Genomic DNA, 18,491 nt, shown 5'->3' on the forward strand with positions numbered 1-18,491 from the left:
TCTATCCCGTCAATGACGCTTCATGGTCGTGATGACCCGGTTGCTCCAGATAATCGGCGACAGCCTCCATCAGGTAACTGACAAACTGGATTAACATGGTCACCGCAAATACGGCTAGAAATCCGGCCATGAGATATTTCACGTGCAGGCCGAACCCGGACTGGCTCACTTCAAAATTGGAGAGCGGGCTGTAGATAATGGACGCCTTGCTGCCCATACCGACAAACAAGATTGTCCAGCAGAGAGTAATCCCCATAAACAATGTGCCAACCGCATTCACAAAGCCCTTGGTCTTGTTGGTAAAGCCGGCATAGAACACATCGACGCGGACATGCCCCTCCTCTACCAGAGTATAGGCACTTGCAAACAGGAAAAGCGCGGCATACCAGAAACGCACCAGATCTCCCATGAACGCCTGTTCATAGGAGAAGATGAAGCGGGAAAGAACAATCGCCAATTCAGCAAAAACAACCAGCAGTGCCAACCACTGAAAGCCCAGCGTGCGGGAGCGAAGCGCAATCAGGAGTGACAGGAATATCAGGGGAATATGGATATAGGGCCCGCGAAAATGGGCGCGCCCCATCTCGACATTTAACTCATCCCCAATCAGATGCTGCAATAGCCCCTCGATCCGGAGAAAAGAGAGAGACATATCAACAATGCCGACCAGAAATACTGCCCAGAATGCTGCGCGGACAAGATAGGTATTAAAACGGGTGATCATCGCCGCCTCATCCCGCAAATGGCGGGTAGATGTCCGGCGGACTAGGACAATGGCAAATACAAGCCCGAGAATATATAAACTGAACTGTATCCAGGATTCTGTTAAAACCTCACCATCGCCAAACATAGGCGCGAGGCCCGGCCAGTCCTGAACAAAAATCAAATAGTTATTGAAAAAGTAGATTGGTAACCCAACCAACATGCACCAACCAAATACACGAACCGTCCACTGCAGCCCGCGGTTTGATGCATAAACATCCCCCGCCATCATCATCAGCGCCTCCCATAGGGGAAGGGGCGAGATTGTAATCCCGCCCCTGTCCGCATTAAATGCAACTTAAATACCCAGCACTCGGTTCCGCTGGTTAGAGAAGGCGACTTCCGCGATCTTCTGGTAACCGCCGATTTCCCGGAGGTTCATCTGAAAGGAATCGTCGATCTTCGTTGCAAGCGCACTATGAGCGCGTGTTTCTTCAAACACCGTTGCCGCAGCTTCGGCAAAGGCGTCATAGACATCGTCGTTGAATTCCTTCAAGACAACGCCATTTTCCGTGATCATCTTCTGAAGATACTCACCGTTAAGAGCCTGAGCTTCTTCGTACTGCGCAGCATGTTCTTCCATGCAGCAAGTCGTGATCAGTTCCTGCTCCCATTTGGTGAGGCTTTCCCACCATGCTTTGTTCATGCCGAAGGCAAGTCCCCCGCCCGGCTCATGCATGCCCGGATAGTAGTAATACTTGGCGGCTTCGTAGAATTTCAGGAAGTAGTCATTGTAAGGACCAACCCACTCCGTTGCGTCAATTGCGCCAGAAACGAGGTTTTCATAAATCTGACCGCCCGGAAGAGAAACAACGGATGCGCCAAGCTTGGCAATCACGTCACCGCCGAGGCCCGGCATACGGAATTTAAGGCCCTTGAAATCTTCAGCAGAATTCACTTCCTTGTTGAACCAACCGCCCATCTGGGTACCGGTCGCGCCGCAAGGCAGTGCTTTCAGGCCGAATTCACCGGACATTTCGTCCCAGAGAGCCTGACCGCCCTTGAACTTGATCCAGGCATTCCATTCTACTGTGGTCATTCCGAGAGGCACGGACGTGAAGTACGCAAAACCCGGATGCTTGCCTTTCCAGTAATAGTCAGCGCCGATGTACGCCTGAGCGTTACCGGAGGCAACTTCGTCAAACGAGTCAAATGCACCAACACGTTCACCAGCAGCGAAATAGTTCACTGTAAGGCGACCTTCACTGACTTCGGTGATACGAGCGCAAAGACGCTGTGCACTGATTCCGAGACCCGGGAAATCCCGTGGCCGCGTAGAGACAACCGTCATTTCCTTGCGTTCCTGTGCAAGGGCCGGTGCAGCAAACGGTGCCGCGGCAACCCCTGCACCAGCAAGTGCTGCGCCTGTTAAAAACTTGCGTCGTTCCATAAAATGATCCTCCCATTTTAAAACTGAAAGACGGATTGATCCGTCCCTCAAAATAGCGTTCATGTAACAGATTATTCGCGGGATTTCGGTGACCTGCTTTGGCGCAGATTTCTTATTAGTCTGGCATCTATGGCCAGTTATTTGATTTCGCGAATTCTCCCTGTTGATTGCATTTTGCAGGAAGATAGGTCAAATACAAGGCAAATTTTCATATTCAAAAAAATGCATATTATTGCCGTGTTCTAATACTTTAGATTAAATATAGTATATAATTATCTGTTTTTATTATATATATTATCAAATAAATCATATTTACAGACAGAGGTAATCTCGTCTTCATATTTTTTTGATGATGACTAGAAAAACAGTATAAATTATCGCGGTTTAGGGCAATTTCCTCCTTATTCAAGATGTAACTATTCGAATCCGTTCAAAATGCTGCATAGGGCGACCCCTAAAAATTCCCTTTAGTTGCCAAATTCCAGCCTCTCGCCTATAACGCCTTCAGTTCTGCTAGACAGGGGCGAAGACCCTGTAATATGGAAGAAATCTGCGTGACCCGCCTCACCTCACTTGCCGGATTACTTGATTCACTGAGCGCCACCGTCGGAAAATATATTTCCTGGCTCGCGCTGTTTATGGTGCTCACACAGTTTTTCCTCGTCCTCGCCCGCTATGTCTTTGGCATCGGCCTAATCGCAGTGCAGGAAAGCGTGATCTACAGTTTCGCCCTTTTGTTTATGCTTGGCGCCGCCGATACCCTGCGCCGCGACGGACATGTGCGCATCGATATTCTCTATGGCAAGCTCGGAGAAAAAGGCAAGGCCTTCATCAATCTTCTGGGTAACCTGTTCGTACTGATCCCGGTTTGCCTCGTGATCCTGATTATCAGCTGGCCCTATGTTGCCGGTTCCTGGACGATTATGGAAGGATCGCGCGAAAGCTCCGGCCTGCCGGTTCTCTTCCTTTTAAAATCTCTACTTTTGGCCTTTCCTGTCCTGATGATCCTGCAAGGGATCGCGAGCACCTGCCACGCGATTGTCCAAATTTTCGCGAAGGGACAGCCATGACGATCGCGGACACTTTCGCTTTTGCCTTATTCGCGGTTACCATCCTCAGTCTGATGGCGGGATACCCGGTGGCTTTCACGCTTGCGGGCAGCGCGCTTTTTGTGGGCGGCGTCGGCTGGCTGTTTGGCGTTTTTGACCTTTCATTGCTGGGGGCAATCCCGTCGCGCATCTTCGGCGTCGCTATGTGGAATGAGACGCTGCTCGCCGTGCCGCTCTTTATCTTTATGGGAATCATGCTGGAAAAATCCCGCGTGGCGGAAGAACTGCTCGCCGCCATGGGCGCCCTATTCGGGAATTTGCGCGGTGGTCTTGGCATTTCCGTGATCGTTGTTGGCGCACTGCTTGCCGCCTCCACCGGCATTGTCGGCGCGGCCGTCGTCACCATGGGGCTCATGTCTTTGCCGACCATGCTGAACAAGGGGTATGATCCGCGCCTTGCCGCCGGATCAATCTGCGCCGCCGGTACCCTCGGACAAATAATCCCACCCTCTATCGTATTGATTATTTTAGCGGAACAGGTTTCGAATGCTTATGTCGCCGCCCAGTCGCTGCAGGGCAACTGGTCGCCGGAGCCTGTCTCGGTTGGTGATCTTTTTGCAGGAGCTCTGTTTCCGGGATTGATTCTCGTCGGGCTCTATATTTTCTATCAGTTCGCCATAGCCTTGGCTGAAGCCAGAAAGCTCCCCGGCGGTCCCGATGGAGACCACAACAGGCTCCGGGATTAAACTGTTTCCACTCCTCCTCCGTTCACTTTTGCCGCCAGTTATCCTGATCATTGCGGTGCTGGGCTCGATCCTGCTCGGTATTGCCACCCCGACAGAGGCCGCGTCCGTCGGCGCTATTGGCGCGATCCTGCTCGCCTCCCTGCGTCGTGGGGGACGCGAGACTTGGCTGCTCTATGCCGCAGGGATCAGCGTATTTGCGTTACTCATACTCGCCAACTTCGTTGATTTGAAAGGCATCGCCACGGAGGGGATTGGCCTCGCGGCCGTCTTTGCATTTCTCCTCCTCACGCTAATAATCGCAGGGCTGATGCTCGCCCTTCTCCGGCTTTACCAAAGTCGCATCCTGAGCGAGGTGTGCCAGTCGACCATGGAAATGTCGGCTATGGTTTTTGTTATCCTGATCGGCGCAACAATTTTCAGTCTCGTCTTTCGGGGCCTCGGCGGGGATGACCTCGTCTACCGCCTGCTGAGCGATCTGCCGGGCGGACGTTTCGGCGCTTTGCTCGCCGTCATGATCGTGATATTCCTGCTCGGCTTTTTCCTCGATTTCGTAGAGATTACATTCGTTGTAGTCCCCGTGGTTGCGCCGGTGCTGCTGCTGATGGATATCAGCCCCATCTGGCTCGGCATCATGATCGCGATGAACCTGCAGACATCCTTCTTAACCCCGCCGTTCGGTTTTGCACTCTTTTATCTTCGCGGTGTTGCCCCGCCGGAAGTGACGACAGGCGTTATTTATCGCGGCGCAATTCCCTTTGTGTTGCTACAGCTTGCGGCGCTCGGCCTGCTTGCTGCTTTTCCCGCGCTTGCAACCTGGCTACCTCATTATTTGAACGGCGGGGGTTAACAAAAAACGGGCGGGACGCCTTTCAACGCCCCGCCCGCCTGTCGCATAAAATTCTGTGAATTATTTACGGATTTTACCGACCAGCTTCCATGCCATCGGCAGAACAGCAACCGCCAGCGCGATCTTGACTACTGCGCCGACGAGGAACGGATACATCCCGACAACCAACGCCTTTTCAACGCCAGTGAATGTGGAGAGCCAGGCAACGCCGCCCGCGAAGATCACCGCTGTACCAATCGTCATGGCCAGCGTTGTTTTCGTGAGGGAGCGACCCCAGCCCTTCTCGACCAATGCGCCAACGAGGGCGGCGGCGGCAACAAAGGAAACCAAATAACCCGCCGTCGGGCCAACAAGGGAGGCAACGCTACCCGCATTTGCAAAGACCGGCAGGCCCATGGCCCCTTCGGCGAGATAAAGCGCCACCGTGGCACCACCAAGACGCCAGCCATAGGCCGCCCCGATCAGGACAACGGCAAATGTCTGCATGGTCATGGGCACGGGCCACATGGGAACAGAAATCTGTGCGGAAATCGCGAGAAGCGCGGTTCCGGCGAAGGCAAGAACGGCAATCCGGAATAGTTTTTCCACACGGGAGGCGTCCGCATCCACGCTCCACAATGCGCCGATCAGGGTTGAAGAAGTCTCAGATGAAGCCATTTGGGTTCCTTTTACTAACTTGCCCGAACGGGCGTAGGATAAAAAGTAAATCTACCAAACGTCTGTTTGGCAATCAATATAAAATATACGTTAAGCGCTTAAATTTATTCAGAAATCTACTTGGACTTTTTCTTAATGCTCCGAAAATCAACCGCCCCTTCTTCTGCACGGGGATCGACGTCAGACCCGAAAATTCTGGTTTTCTGAATTTTCTGGGTGCCAGTTGTTGGCAGGTCCTCCAGAAACAGGATCCAGCCCGGCGTCTTGAAGTAAGCAAGTGCTTCATTCGAATAATCGAAAATCTTCCGTGCAGTCTCTTCCGAAGAAACGACCCCTTCCATCAGAACAATGCAGGCCATGACTTCTTCTTCACGGATTTCATCCTTCACCGCGATCACTGCAACTTTGGCCACATCGTCATGCGCCTGTAGCACAGCCTCCACTTCGGCGGCGGCAATATTCTCTCCGGAGCGGCGGATGATGTTCTTCTTGCGGTCGACGAAATAAAGCATCCCGCTCTCGTCCTGGCGCACTGTGTCACCGGTATGGAACCAGCCGCCTTGCCAGGCTTCCTCTGTCGCCTCTTCATTCTTGAGATAACCGGCAAAAAAGCCTCGCCGTGGATCTTCGCCAGCGCAGTTCACCAGCAATTCGCCTTCTGCCCCGACGGGAACATCCTGATCCTTCTCGTCAACAACTCGCGCCTGCATTTCGCCCGGGCGACCGAAGGCGCGGGTATGGATTAGCCGCGGTTCAATGCTATCGGCGAAGATACGGCCGGTTTCAGTCATGCCCCACACCTCGACCAACGGGAAGCCGAAGCGCTTCTCGAAGATTTCATGTAGCTCCGGCTCTACGCCTGCACCAAGCCCGAAGCGCACGTTATGCGCGGTGTCCAGATCACTTTTCGGCCGATTCAGGAGAAGCGGTGGAACAACACCGAGATAATGGATGCCAGTCGCGCGTGTCTCGGCGATTTCCTGCCACCAAGTTGAGGGATGAAACCGGTCGGGGATCACCAGACAGCCTCCGGAGAGAATCATACAGACGAAAGACACCGCACCTGCGTTCATGTGAAAGAGCGGTAGCGGATTATAAACCCGTTCCTGCCCCTCACGAATGGTGGCAACGCCACCCAGTTCCATATAGGTCCGCCCGGCGGTCAGGAAGTAATCATTGGTCAGGACGCAGCCCTTTGGTCGCCCGGTCGTGCCGGAGGTATAAAGAAGGCTGACCTCGCTCATCAGTTCTGGCTCTTTTCCTGCGTGTGGCGCCGGACGAGGGCGCGGCATAGGGCCGCCAAATTTCTCGAACAGAACAACAGGAAGTGGACGAACCCGCTCCGATGCGGCGGCCTGCACATCTTTTGCTCGTTCTTCGATCGTGACGACAAGATCGACTTCCGAATGATCGAGCAGATAGGACATCTCATCATGCAGGTAGTCCGGATTGACGGGCACGCAGGAAACACCAAGGGAATTCGCCGCCAACAGATGCAGAAGGTAATCGGGACGATTCTCCAGTAGATAGGCAATCCGGTTGCCGTGGGAAAAGCCGTAACTCCGGTAAACTGACCTCAGTCGCTCAACCTCTTCCGCCGCTTCCGCATAGGTTATCTCGATACCGCCCGGATGATAGCTGCGCTTCGCGTAAGCAGGCACACAGAGAAATGGATTATCCGGATATTTCGCAAAGGTTGTGCGAAAAGCCTCATAAACAGTGTTCATTATCCCCTCGTTTCACTGACAATACTGGAATTAATCTAGCTGAATTTATTGCTCTTGTTGAAACCACGCGGCGGCAGACGACCTGCATTCCCGCGCCGTGTGTACCAACCGGTGAGGTCGGCCTCGGTCCGGGTGCGCTCCCCCGACTTCCAGGTGAGCCCTTCTTCCTTCGTAAAGGTTTTGATGTCCGATAGCCCGCCATCCTTATAGCGCTGCAACGTGACGCCGCGCCCGCGAGCCATTTCACCAAGTTCCTCAAGCGCGAAGCAGTTGAGCTTGCGGTTATCGCCGATCACAGCGACACTGTCGCCTTCTACATCGACACAGAAGGCCGCCTCGACATCGCCGGAAACATTCAGGACCTGTTTGCCGTTTCGGGTCTGGGCGATGACGCCATTTTCATCAATGACAAAACCGCGCCCGTCACTGGAAGCGACAAGCAATTTGCGGTCCGGCTTATGCACGAAGAGCGAAACTATATCCTGATCATTACCAAGATCAATCATCAGGCGCACCGGCTCTCCATGCCCGCGTCCGCGCGGAAGCTTGTCGCAGCCAATCGTGTAGAACCGTCCGTTGGTCGCAAACAGGACAAGCTTGTCCGTCGTCTCCGCCTTGATCCAGAACCGGCCCTTGTCTCCATCCTTGTATTTCTCGCTCCCGCCTTCATCAACATGGCCTTTCAGCGCACGGATCCAGCCCTTGTCGGAACAGATAACGGTAATCGGTTCTTTCTCAATCATCGCTTCAAGCGGGATATCGGGAAGCTCTTGTGCCTCGCCGATGCGGGTCCGCCGTTCGGAAATTGCGGGCACCTTTTGTAGGGCCTTCTTCATCTCGCGAATCTCGTCCGAGATGGCTTCCTTTCGGAGATCCTCGCTCTCCAGCAGGGCCTCAAGGCCAGCCTTTTCCGCGCTCAGAGTATCATGCTCGGTGCGCAGCTCCATTTCTTCCAGCTTGCGCAAAGACCGCAGCCGCATGTTGAGGATCGCTTCCGCCTGATTGTCTGTCAGCTTGAAGGTGTCGATCAGGCTTTGCTTAGGATGGTCCTCCTCGCGGATGATGCGGATCACCTCGTCAAGATTGAGGAAGACGATCAGATAGCCTTCCAGAACTTCCAGCCGTGCCTCAATCTTGCCAAGCCGGAATTTGGAGCGACGGACCAGTACCTCGAACCGGTGATCGAGGAAGGCAAGCAGCACATCTTTCAGGCTCATCACCCCGGGCGTCTGAGTTGCATCAAGCACATTCATATTGAGTGAGAAGCGTGTTTCCAGATCGCTGAGGCGGAAGAGACCCTGCATCAGCATCTCAGCCTCGACATTCTTGCTTCGTGGTTCCAGCACGAGCCGAACATCCTCCGCCGATTCATCGCGCACATCGGCGAGGAAGGGCAGCTTCCGGGTCTGGATCAGATCGGCAATCCGTTCGATCAGCTTGCTTTTCTGCACTTGATAAGGAATTTCCGTGACAACAATCTGATATGTGCCGCGCCCAAGGTCTTCCACTTCCCATGTCGCACGCTGACGGAAACTGCCGCGCCCTGTGAGATAGGCCTCGCGGATATTTTCCGGTTTCTCCACCAACTCCCCGCCAGTCGGGAAATCAGGACCCGGAATAAACTCCACCAGCTTGTCGATGCCGGCATTCGGATACTTGATCAAATGCAAAAGCGCATTCGCGAGTTCAATGGCGTTATGCGGCGGGATAGAGGTTGCCATACCGACAGCGATACCCGCTGAGCCATTGGCGAGCAGATTCGGAAAAGCCGCCGGGAGTACCATTGGCTCTTTATCTTCACCATCATAAGTCGGGCGAAAATCGACCGTGTCCTGATCGATATCACGAAGTAACATTTCGGCGATGATGGTAAGGCGCGCCTCCGTATAACGCATGGCAGCTGCGTTATCGCCATCGATATTCCCGAAATTTCCCTGCCCTTCCACCAGCGTATAACGCTGCGCAAATTCCTGCGCGAGACGGACCAGAGCGTCATAAACCGACTGGTCACCATGCGGGTGATATTTACCGATCACATCGCCGACAACACGGGCACATTTCTTGAAGCCCGACCCTGGATCGAGCTTGAGCAGCCGCATCGCATAAAGGAGACGCCGGTGAACTGGTTTCAGCCCGTCGCGCACATCGGGAAGAGAACGGGACATGATGGTGGACATCGCATAGGCGAGGTAACGCTCGCTTATGGCGTCTTTCAGCGAAGTAGGAACAATTTCGCCAGGTCTAATGGGGGAATGGTCACTCATGCCTCCTATATACCACCTGATTTTCGTTTGAGGAGGAAAAAATTAGGCCTCGTCATTTTCCGGTATTTTTTCCCCGGATTGAGGGGCGTGACGACGCCGGAGAGCACTCAGCATCCGCTCCCGCGCGGAGAGATGAACCCTCGGGTGATGCTCGCTGATAAATTTCCCGATGAAGTAGCCGGTAAGCTCCAGCCCGCCGAGAATATCTGCTGAAGGCGCCTCCTCTGCGGCGTCCGGATCTAGCGACCGGGCACCAAGAAAAGCCGGCAGGGGCAACAGTTTCTCCCGGTAGGGTGCGCCGGCGCCAGCACTGACAGCGCGCCCGGATTTGGGGGAAACATAGACAAGATCGCTCGTCACTCCCGTCGCGGCACAATGGGTCAAGTCAAGGCCGTAACCAATCTCAGTCAAGAGGCCGAGTTCCCAACGCGCCAGCAGAAGTGGCCATATTTCCGGCTGGTCGGCAAGTGCATCGAACAGTAAAAGCGTTGCATCAAAGAGCGCGCCATGCGCTTCCCGCTCGGGCAAGACAATATCCAGAAGCGCCAACGCGGAACTCGCGCCTGCGAGCGCATCCGGCATATCAAACAGGGCGCTTGCCCGGGATTTCTTAAGTTCGACTGTGAAAGACCCAAGTTGTTCGGAAAGGCGGCTCCGCCATTCAAGCTCAACTTCATTGCCCGGCTGCAAAATACCGCGTAATCGGCGGCCAACTCCGCCGCGCACCAGCCCGGAAGAACGCCCCTGCTTCCGGGTAAAGGCATGAATAATCACGCTATTTTCCCCGTGTTTGCGGACACTGAGGATAAGGCCACTATCGTTCCACTGCATTTAATGAGCCTACCAGATCATGCGGTTATTCCGAACAGAATTCGCACTCCTTTTTCTCACAAGGCGGAGCGGCTATGCGTCCCAAGGGGGACAAAAAAGGAAGGAAGAATGCCCTTGGAAACCCATATCGCCCTGATCAGCACTATCAACGATAAAAACCTCTACTATCAAAAGCTGGACACCGAGAGCGTGGAATGGCTGTCTCCCCCGCCGGAAATTCTCACCCCGTTCAAATATCACCGCTGCCGGTGCCGCGGGCCATCGTCTGGCTATCAGGTCGCATTGAAATATGACGGACTAATCTGCCGCATCGACGTGACAGCCTGGGGCGTTACCTACCGTAAATCAACGCCGACAAATCACGACATAGAGATTATCCAGATCACAAAGGACTCACCCTACCGGTTAGAAATTGTCTTGATCTAGCGACTTGCCGGAAAAATGTTGCGCTCGCGAAGTAAATCCGGCAAGCCATTGATTTAAATCAATGCTGCATATGCGAAACAACCACATTTTCTCGCACATAAGTTCAATTTCTTCATGTATTTCAAGGATAAATCATGTCTTCACGCAAAACCAAAGCCCGCAGTAAACGGCTCTCCAACCTCCGTGAAGTCGCCTATGTCTTGACCTTCCCGGCGTTAATGTTGATCTGGGCGGTGCAATCTTACGCATAAGATAAAGAAAATGCGGCTGCTCACGCGACCGCATTTTGTCTTTGCTATTTCGTCGAACTAACCGTCGAGTTTGGGTCGCAGGATTTCGGTGACAACGCCGGGGTTCGCCTTGCCCTGCGTCGCTTTCATCACCTGCCCCATGAAGAAGCCGAAAAGCTTGTCCTTGCCGCCGCGATATTCCGCAAGTTTATCGGGGTTAGCGGCAATCACTTCATCAATCGCAGCTTCAATTGCGCCGGTATCGGAAACCTGTTTCAGGCCTTTTTCCTCGACAATATCAGCCGCGGCCTTACCGGTATCGAACATCTCCTCAAAGACTTCCTTCGCGATACGGTTGGAGATCGTCCCATCTTTAATCAGGTCAATCAGTTCACCGAGCGCCTTCGCCTCGACCGGGCTGTCCGAAAGATCCTTCCCCGTCCGGTTGAGGTTGCCGAACAACTCGCCGATCACCCAGTTGGCGGCGAGCTTGGCATCGCGTCCCTCGGCCACCGCCTCGAAATAATCGGCGACTTCTTTTTCCGTAACCAGCACGCCCGCGTCATAAGCGGAAAGGCTAAGTTCACTGATAAAGCGCGCCTTTTTATCATCGGGTAATTCCGGCAGGGTTTCGCGAATGCGCTCGATAAACGCACCGTCGAATTCAAGCGGCAGCAAGTCCGGATCCGGGAAATAACGGTAGTCATGCGCCTCTTCCTTGGAGCGCATGGACCGGGTCTCGCCCTTGTCCGGATCGTAGAGCCGGGTTTCCTGATCGACCGTGCCGCCCGCCTCGATAATATCAACCTGGCGGTTGGCTTCATAGATGATCGCCTGCTGCATGAAACGGACGGAGTTGATATTCTTCATCTCGCAGCGCGTACCAAACTCATCACCCGGTTTGCGCACGGACACATTGACGTCGGCGCGCATGGAGCCCTCGTCCATATTGCCATCACATGTCCCAAGATAACGCACGATACTGCGTATTTTCTTCACATAGGCCGCCGCTTCCTCGGGCGAACGCATATCTGGCTCGGACACAATTTCCATCAACGGCACGCCGGAACGGTTAAGATCGACGAACGTTTGGCTCGGGTGCTGGTCATGCAGGCTTTTGCCCGCGTCCTGCTCCAGATGCAGGCGGGTAATCCCTATTTCCCGTGTCTCCCCGTCCTTCAGGTCGATGAGGATTTTTCCCTCTCCGACGATCGGCTGCAAGAACTGGCTAATCTGATAGCCCTGCGGCAGATCGGCGTAAAAATAGTTCTTCCGATCAAAGACAGAAAATTTATTTATCTTGGCATTGAGCCCGAGTCCCGTGCGCACCGCCTGCTCCACCGCCATCTCGTTGATCACGGGAAGCATGCCCGGCATCGCCGCGTCAACGAAGGAAACCTGGCTGTTCGGTTCTGCCCCATAGGCGGCGGATGCACCCGAAAAAAGCTTCGACTTGCTGGTGACCTGCGCATGGATTTCAAGGCCGATCACGACCTCCCAATCTCCGGTGGCACCCTGAATAATCATACCCATCGTTATCCCCTCCACCAGTCGGTCGGTGTGGCGGTAAAGCCGGCGGCCTCTTCGAGAACGCCGCCCACGCGGAAGACAGTTTCCTCATCGAACGGTTTGCCCAACAGTTGCAGGCCAAGCGGAAGACCTTCCTTGGAAAGACCTGCCGGAACCGAAATGCCGGGAAGACCGGCAAGGCTCGCCGGAACGGTAAAGACGTCATTGAGATACATCTCGAGCGGGTCATCCCCCTTCTCGCCGAAGCCAAAGGCGGCCGAGGGCGCCGTCGGGGTGAGGATTGCATCGACATTGAGATATGCCTGCTTGAAATCCTCGGCGATGCGGGCGCGGACTTTCTGCGCCTTCAGGTAATAGGCATCGTAATAACCGGCGGAGAGCGCATAGGTGCCGATCAACAGGCGGCGCTTCACTTCTGCACCGAAGCCTTCGGCGCGGGTGCTGGCATACATATCGTTGAGGTCTTCCCCCTCAACCCGGAGACCGAAGCGCACGCCGTCATAACGCGCGAGGTTGGAGGACGCCTCCGCCGGTGCAATAATATAATAAGCCGGGAGTGCGTACTTTGTATGTGGCAAACTGATATCGACAATCTCCGCCCCGGCATCTTTCAGCCAGTCGATGCCCTGCTGCCAGAGCGCGTCAATTTCATCACTCAAGCCGTCGATGCGGTATTCCTTCGGGATACCGATTTTGAGACCCTTGATATCGCCGGTCATAGCGTCCTCGAAATTCGGCACTGACATATTCACACTTGTGCTGTCTTTCGCATCGAACCCGGCCATGGCCTCCAGCATGATCGCTGTATCGCGCACGCTGCGGGCCATAGGTCCCGGCTGATCGAGACTGGAGGCAAAGGCTACCACGCCCCAACGGGAGCAACGCCCGTAGGTTGGCTTCATGCCGACAATCCCGGTGAAGGCCGCAGGCTGGCGGATCGATCCGCCGGTATCCGTTCCCGTTGCGCCCATGGCGCTGAAGGAGGCAACCGCACTGGCCGAACCACCGGACGAACCGCCCGGCACAAGCGCACTATCGTCGCCGTCGCGCCGCCAGGGGTTGACCACATTACCGTAATAGCTGGTCTCGTTGGAGGAGCCCATGGCGAATTCGTCAAGATTGACCTTGCCGAGCATCACCGCGCCCGCACCCCAGAGATTGGCCGTGACGGTACTTTCATAATGCGGAGTAAAGCCATCGAGAATATGGGAGGCTGCTGTGGTCAGCACGCCCTTGGTGCAAAAGAGGTCCTTGATGGCGATTGGAATACCCTCAAGCTTGCCCGCCTCCCCTTTCGCGCGGCGCGCATCCGACGCGGTTGCGGCATCGACCGCCTGCTCCGGCGTTTCGGTGATAAAGGCGTTCAGCGGTTTGGAGGCCGTCATCGCCGTGATATGGGCAGCTGTCAACTCACGCGAGGAAAAGTCGCCTTTCTCAAGGCCGCCCAGCGCCTCCGCAATTGTCAGTTTTGTCAGATCACTCATTATTCGATCACTTTCGGTACGGCGAAATACCCGTCTTCACTGCTCGGCGCGTTCGCGACAACATCCTCTGCATAACCGCCGTCGGTTACCTCATCGGCGCGCCAGCGCAGACTCATTTCGGCAACCGAGGTCATCGGCTCCACATTATCGGTATTCACCTCGCCAAGCTGTTCAACCCAGCCCAGGATATTATTCAATTCGGCCGCCATCGGTTCGAGGTCTTTTTCCTCGATCTTGATGCGGGCCAGGTTGGCTACTTTAGCCACAGTGGCTTTATCAAGCGACATCTGTCACCCTTTGCTATAAAAGAAGCTATCCGGAGGGTCGGCCCGGACTGTTTCCAACTTAAAACGAACGCCAAGCCGACATTGGCTGCAAATTAGCGTAACCAATGCTTCTCGACAACCCCACCCATTTGAAACATCTGTTGCCCATCGACAAGCGGCTACTCGGCATGGACCCCGGCACGAAAACCATCGGTCTGGCCATTTCCGACCCCGCCTTGAAAATAGGCACGCCTCTTATGACAATCAAGCGGACAAAGTTCAAGGTGGATGCGGAAGAAATCCGCAAAATTATCGAGAAATGGTCCATCGGCGGTTTCGTCATTGGTCTACCAGTCAATATGGACGGAAGCGAGGGGCCGCGCTGCCAGTCGATCTCGCCAATTTCAGAAAAATCTTGAGGAATATTTCGACCTGCCCATGTGTTTCTGGGATGAGCGCCTGTCCACCGTCGCCGTCACCCGCAGCATGATTGACGCCGACGCATCCCGCCAGAAACGGGCAAAAGCGGTCGATAAAATGGCCGCCGCCTTTATCCTTCAGGGCGCGCTCGATGCGATGAGATAAAAAATCAACTTGCGCTTGTCGCTTTTTGGGAAGGCCGCTATACAGTTGGCTTTTAATGACAAACTCAGATCCCATACGATTTGCCCATCGGCATCTCCTTGATATCGCACGGCTGAATGCAACCGATATCAATCAAATCCTTTCTTTGGCCGAACATTACGCAGAGATCGCCCGCACGCCAGATAAAAAGCGTGATCTCCTGCGCGGCAAGACCCAGATCAACCTCTTCTTTGAAAACTCCACTCGGACCCGAACCTCGTTCGAGCTGGCGGGCAAGCGCCTCGGTGCGGATGTCATCAATATGTCGGTCGGATCGAGCTCGGTGAAAAAAGGCGAAACCCTGATCGACACGGCGATGACGCTAAACGCCATGCACCCGGATGTGCTGGTGATCCGCCATGGTGATTCGGGCGCGCCGCATCTTCTTTCGCAAAAGGTCGATTGCGCGGTGATCAACGGCGGGGACGGTAGTCATGAACATCCGACACAGGCGTTACTTGACGCGCTCACCATCCGTCGGCGCAAAGGCCGACTGGAAGGGCTGATTGTTGCCATCTGCGGCGATATCCAGCATAGCCGCGTCGCCCGTTCCAACATTGCGCTTTTGAACATCATGGGCGCGCGGGTGCGGATCGTCGGGCCGACCACCCTGATCCCGTCCAACGCCGCGAAGATGGGTGTGGAAGTTTATAACAAAATGTCCGAAGGGCTGAAGGACGCCGATATTGTCATGATGCTGCGATTGCAGACCGAACGGATGCAAGGCTCCTTCGTGCCGTCGATCCGCGAATATTTCCATTTCTTTGGCTTGAACAAGGAAAAGCTGTCCGTCGCCAAGAAGGACGCTTTGATCATGCATCCGGGGCCGATGAACCGGGGCGTCGAGATTGACTCCGAGATTGCCGATGATCTGAACATCAGTGCCATATCGGAACAGGTGGAAATGGGGGTCGCCGTGCGCATGGCTTGCCTTGACCTTCTATCGCGGGAGATAGTGGAATGAGCAAACCGATCCGTGCCCTCATCAATGCCCGCCTGCTGGACCCGGCAACAAACACGGACACCCAAGGCGGCGTCCTGATTGAAAAGGGGAAAATTCTCGACTGGGGCACGCAAATCACCAAAGACACGTTGCCCGACGGCGCAAAAATAGAGGATTGCAACGGCTACTATCTTGCCCCCGGCCTTGTCGACGCCCATGCCTATCTGTGCGAGCCCGGCAAGGAACACCGCGAAACCATGGCGACCGCCGGGATGGCCGCCGCCGCGGGCGGGGTGACCACCATCAATGCCTTTCCTGCCACTGAACCGGTCATCGATGATCCGGCACTGGTTGAAATGGTGCAGCGACGCGCGAAAAACTCCTGTGCGGTCAAGGTATGTATTACCGGCGCGCTGACGAAAGGCCTGCTGGGCGAAGAAATGGCTGAGATGGGCCTTCTCTCCGAGGCAGGTGTCGTCGCCGTCAGTGATGGCCAGTTCGCCATTCAGAATATAAATCTGATGCGCCGGGCGCTTGCCTATTCCACCATGTTCGACCTTCCCGTCATCGTCCATGCAGAGGACCCCGCGCTCGCGGCGGGCGGTGTGATAACCGGCGGACGTACGGCCACTTTCATGGGTCTCAAATCCGTACCCACCTGCGCCGAAGCCATTCTGGTGGAACGCGATATCCGGCTGGTCAAGATGACCGGCGCGCGATGGCATGCGGCGCATTTGAGCACGAAAGACGCCCTCGACACTATGCGCCGGGCGAAGAATGACGGGTTGAATGTCACGGCCGGCACCGCCCCTCATTATCACGCGCTCAATGATCTGGAACTTGGCGAGTATCGTACCTTCGCCCGCGTCTCCCCTCCCTTCGTGAGGAGGAGGAACGCCTCGCCGTGATCGAGGGAATCAAGGACGGCACCATCGATATTATCTCATCCCAGCATCTGCCGCAAAGCGCGGACAGCAAGCGCGTGCCGTTTGCGCAAGCCAAGCCCGGCGTGATCGGGCTGGAGACCATGCTGCCGGTCAGCCTGCGACTCTATCACAACGGAGATGTTGACCTCCTCCGTCTGCTCCATACCATGACAGTCGCGCCTGCTAAGCTTCTCGGACTTGACGCCGGAGCACTCAAAAAAGGCGCGGATGCTGATCTTTTCCTTTTCGACACGGAAAAACCCTGGCAGGTGGATGGCGACGCCCTACTCTCCAAATCGAAGAACACCGCCTTTGACGGCCATCTGCTGCAGGGTCGCGTTCTTAAAACCTTTGTGCGCGGCAAAGCCGTTTTTGAGCTTTAGGAGGCCCGAATGCCTGATCCTTTAGGCGATTTCAGCTATACTTGGCCCTTTTATGCCGCCGCCGTCATCGGCTATTTGATTGGCTCCATCCCCTTTGGGCTGGTGCTCACAAAAATGGCCGGGCTTGGAGATGTGCGGAAAATTGGCTCTGGCAATATCGGTGCGACAAATGTTCTGCGCACTGGCAACAAGGGCCTCGCGCTTGCCACCTTGTTGCTTGACGGTGGCAAAGGGGCTCTTGTCGTCATTCTCGCCAATACATTCTTCACGCAGGATTATGCAGTGCTCGCGGGCGGTGGAGCTTTTCTCGGCCACCTCTACCCAATCTGGCTGAAATTCAAGGGTGGCAAGGGTGTCGCGACTTTTATCGGTGTGATGCTGGCGATAAGCTGGCCCGCCGGATTGGCCGTTGCGCTCACCTGGCTGGTGACCGCGCTGATTTTCCGGATTTCGTCGCTGTCGGCGCTGGTCGCAGCCGCGCTCGCCCCGCTTTACATCTATATCCTACAAGATCTCTCTCCGCTTGGCGGTACGTTTTATGGAGACACCCAACGGATTGAGTTCTCCGCGCTAATGGCCTTGCTGATATTTCTCCGTCACCGGGAAAATATCGGTCGCATAATGAAAGGTGAAGAGCCCCATATCGGCAAAAAGAAATCCTGATCATCGGTTGAACTATATTTTCTTTATACTTATTTAAAAGAGAATATTAACGCCTGAGAGATCAAGGACAAGCCGATGGAATCGGGTGCCACGCAGTTTATTGAGGATGTCAACGTCCTCCGCCTGCAACAATTGCAGGACGCGGCAGGGAATGCTTTTACGGCGCATGTCACGCGCCATAAAGCCGACATCGCCGAGCGTCACAGCTTTTTTCAGGATAAATTTGTCATCCTTCATAAAACGGTTCTGGATGATCAGCAAGAAGCACCATCGCCGACCATCGAAGAACCAGACACGCGCAGTTTTAGGGGCCCTGACCCAAAGGCAAAACGACGCGAGCTATGGCAGGATGACCGCCACCCCCGCAAGCTGAGGCGGCGACAGATGATCAAGCGAAATCCCCGGACTACCATGCAGACCCAATCCAATAAGAGAACGCCCGACGTTATGATGAAATCCCCAGTTCAACGACAGAAACTGCAGGACAACAACGTGGCGAAAGAAATGAAAGTTCTGGCGGAAATCGAAAAATTCGAGAATATGATGGAACGATTGGAAGCGGCGCCTGATCCCCTGATCATTCCCGCAGCAGAGCCATCGATAGGGTCTGTTTCCGCCAATCCAACACCAATTGAAGAAAGAAAATCGGACGCTTTGTCGTTTAAAAACCTTTTCAACATGTCGCCGCAGTTTCGCGACATAGAGACTGACGATGACAAGACCTAGGCAATATATAACGCGCA

Annotated in this window: 16 protein-coding genes and 2 pseudogenes; 9 read left to right on the forward strand and 9 right to left on the reverse strand. The window is 54.7% G+C overall.

Annotated elements, in window-relative coordinates:
- Position 1: 1 nt before the first annotated feature.
- Positions 2 to 997: a TRAP transporter small permease subunit gene (locus tag AC0L73_RS04335; RefSeq protein ID WP_473654971.1), complete on the reverse strand. Its 996-nt coding sequence runs from the start codon at positions 995 to 997 to the stop codon at positions 2 to 4.
- A 63-nt stretch (positions 998 to 1,060) separates the two neighbouring features.
- Positions 1,061 to 2,152, reverse strand: a complete 1,092-nt coding sequence (locus tag AC0L73_RS04340) for a TRAP transporter substrate-binding protein (RefSeq protein WP_473654972.1) — start codon at positions 2,150 to 2,152, stop codon at positions 1,061 to 1,063.
- A gap of 539 nt (positions 2,153 to 2,691) precedes the next feature.
- Here AC0L73_RS04340 and AC0L73_RS04345 point away from each other — a divergent pair.
- On the forward strand, positions 2,692 to 3,222 hold the full coding sequence (locus AC0L73_RS04345) for a TRAP transporter small permease subunit (protein WP_473654973.1): 531 nt from the start codon (positions 2,692 to 2,694) through the stop codon (positions 3,220 to 3,222).
- A pseudogene (locus AC0L73_RS04350) lies at positions 3,219 to 4,794 on the forward strand (TRAP transporter large permease). Before AC0L73_RS04345 ends, AC0L73_RS04350 begins: the two are co-directional and overlap by 4 nt.
- A 60-nt stretch (positions 4,795 to 4,854) precedes the next feature.
- Here the strand turns inward: AC0L73_RS04350 and AC0L73_RS04355 are convergent.
- From AC0L73_RS04355 to recO, 4 genes are all read right to left on the reverse strand, one after another.
- Positions 4,855 to 5,451: a biotin transporter BioY gene (locus AC0L73_RS04355; RefSeq protein ID WP_227949963.1), complete on the reverse strand. Its 597-nt coding sequence runs from the start codon at positions 5,449 to 5,451 to the stop codon at positions 4,855 to 4,857.
- A gap of 116 nt (positions 5,452 to 5,567) precedes the next feature.
- A complete protein-coding gene (locus AC0L73_RS04360; RefSeq protein WP_473654974.1) occupies positions 5,568 to 7,178 on the reverse strand; it encodes an AMP-binding protein in 1,611 nt (536 codons plus the stop codon).
- 35 nt (positions 7,179 to 7,213) lie between these two features.
- A complete protein-coding gene (gene parC, locus AC0L73_RS04365) occupies positions 7,214 to 9,442 on the reverse strand; it encodes a DNA topoisomerase IV subunit A (RefSeq protein WP_227949959.1) in 2,229 nt (742 codons plus the stop codon).
- Between the two features lie 42 nt (positions 9,443 to 9,484).
- On the reverse strand, positions 9,485 to 10,273 hold the full coding sequence (recO, locus tag AC0L73_RS04370) for a DNA repair protein RecO (protein ID WP_227949957.1): 789 nt from the start codon (positions 10,271 to 10,273) through the stop codon (positions 9,485 to 9,487).
- A gap of 108 nt (positions 10,274 to 10,381) precedes the next feature.
- Between recO and AC0L73_RS04375 the strand changes: the two genes are divergently transcribed.
- Positions 10,382 to 10,699 (forward strand): hypothetical protein, encoded by a 318-nt coding sequence (locus AC0L73_RS04375; protein WP_227949955.1) that lies wholly within the window; start codon positions 10,382 to 10,384, stop codon positions 10,697 to 10,699.
- A gap of 308 nt (positions 10,700 to 11,007) precedes the next feature.
- On the opposite strand, the gene gatB is transcribed toward AC0L73_RS04375, so the two are convergent.
- The 3 genes from gatB to gatC are packed head-to-tail and all read right to left on the reverse strand — an operon-like array spanning position 11,008 to position 14,230.
- On the reverse strand, positions 11,008 to 12,462 hold the full coding sequence (gatB, locus tag AC0L73_RS04380) for an Asp-tRNA(Asn)/Glu-tRNA(Gln) amidotransferase subunit GatB (RefSeq protein ID WP_227949953.1): 1,455 nt from the start codon (positions 12,460 to 12,462) through the stop codon (positions 11,008 to 11,010).
- Between the two features lie 2 nt (positions 12,463 to 12,464).
- Positions 12,465 to 13,943, reverse strand: a complete 1,479-nt coding sequence (gatA, locus tag AC0L73_RS04385) for an Asp-tRNA(Asn)/Glu-tRNA(Gln) amidotransferase subunit GatA (RefSeq protein WP_473654975.1) — start codon at positions 13,941 to 13,943, stop codon at positions 12,465 to 12,467.
- The gene (gene gatC / locus AC0L73_RS04390; protein ID WP_227949949.1) at positions 13,943 to 14,230 is read right to left on the reverse strand and encodes an Asp-tRNA(Asn)/Glu-tRNA(Gln) amidotransferase subunit GatC; all 288 of its coding nucleotides are present in this window, start codon (positions 14,228 to 14,230) and stop codon (positions 13,943 to 13,945) included. Before gatC ends, gatA begins: the two co-directional genes overlap by 1 nt.
- Before the next feature lie 104 nt (positions 14,231 to 14,334).
- Between gatC and ruvX the strand changes: the two are divergent.
- The 6 genes and pseudogenes from ruvX (at position 14,335) to AC0L73_RS04420 (ending at position 18,474) form a co-directional block, all read left to right on the forward strand.
- A pseudogene (ruvX, locus tag AC0L73_RS04395) lies at positions 14,335 to 14,794 on the forward strand (Holliday junction resolvase RuvX).
- A gap of 55 nt (positions 14,795 to 14,849) precedes the next feature.
- Positions 14,850 to 15,797 carry an aspartate carbamoyltransferase catalytic subunit gene (locus AC0L73_RS04400; protein WP_473654976.1) on the forward strand — a complete coding sequence of 316 codons (948 nt, stop codon included), beginning with the start codon at positions 14,850 to 14,852 and terminating at the stop codon, positions 15,795 to 15,797.
- Entirely contained in the window at positions 15,794 to 16,684 is an 891-nt protein-coding gene (locus AC0L73_RS04405; protein ID WP_473654977.1) for an amidohydrolase family protein, read from the forward strand. The genes AC0L73_RS04400 and AC0L73_RS04405 overlap by 4 nt, the downstream gene beginning before the upstream one ends.
- A complete protein-coding gene (locus AC0L73_RS04410; RefSeq protein WP_473654978.1) occupies positions 16,681 to 17,085 on the forward strand; it encodes an amidohydrolase family protein in 405 nt (134 codons plus the stop codon). Before AC0L73_RS04405 ends, AC0L73_RS04410 begins: the two co-directional genes overlap by 4 nt.
- A 9-nt stretch (positions 17,086 to 17,094) precedes the next feature.
- Positions 17,095 to 17,748 (forward strand): glycerol-3-phosphate 1-O-acyltransferase PlsY, encoded by a 654-nt coding sequence (gene plsY, locus AC0L73_RS04415; protein ID WP_227949940.1) that lies wholly within the window; start codon positions 17,095 to 17,097, stop codon positions 17,746 to 17,748.
- 75 nt (positions 17,749 to 17,823) lie between these two features.
- Positions 17,824 to 18,474, forward strand: a complete 651-nt coding sequence (locus AC0L73_RS04420) for a hypothetical protein (protein ID WP_473654979.1) — start codon at positions 17,824 to 17,826, stop codon at positions 18,472 to 18,474.
- Positions 18,475 to 18,491 lie beyond the last annotated feature (17 nt).

The organism is Sneathiella sp. D3-11 (assembly GCF_055809395.1).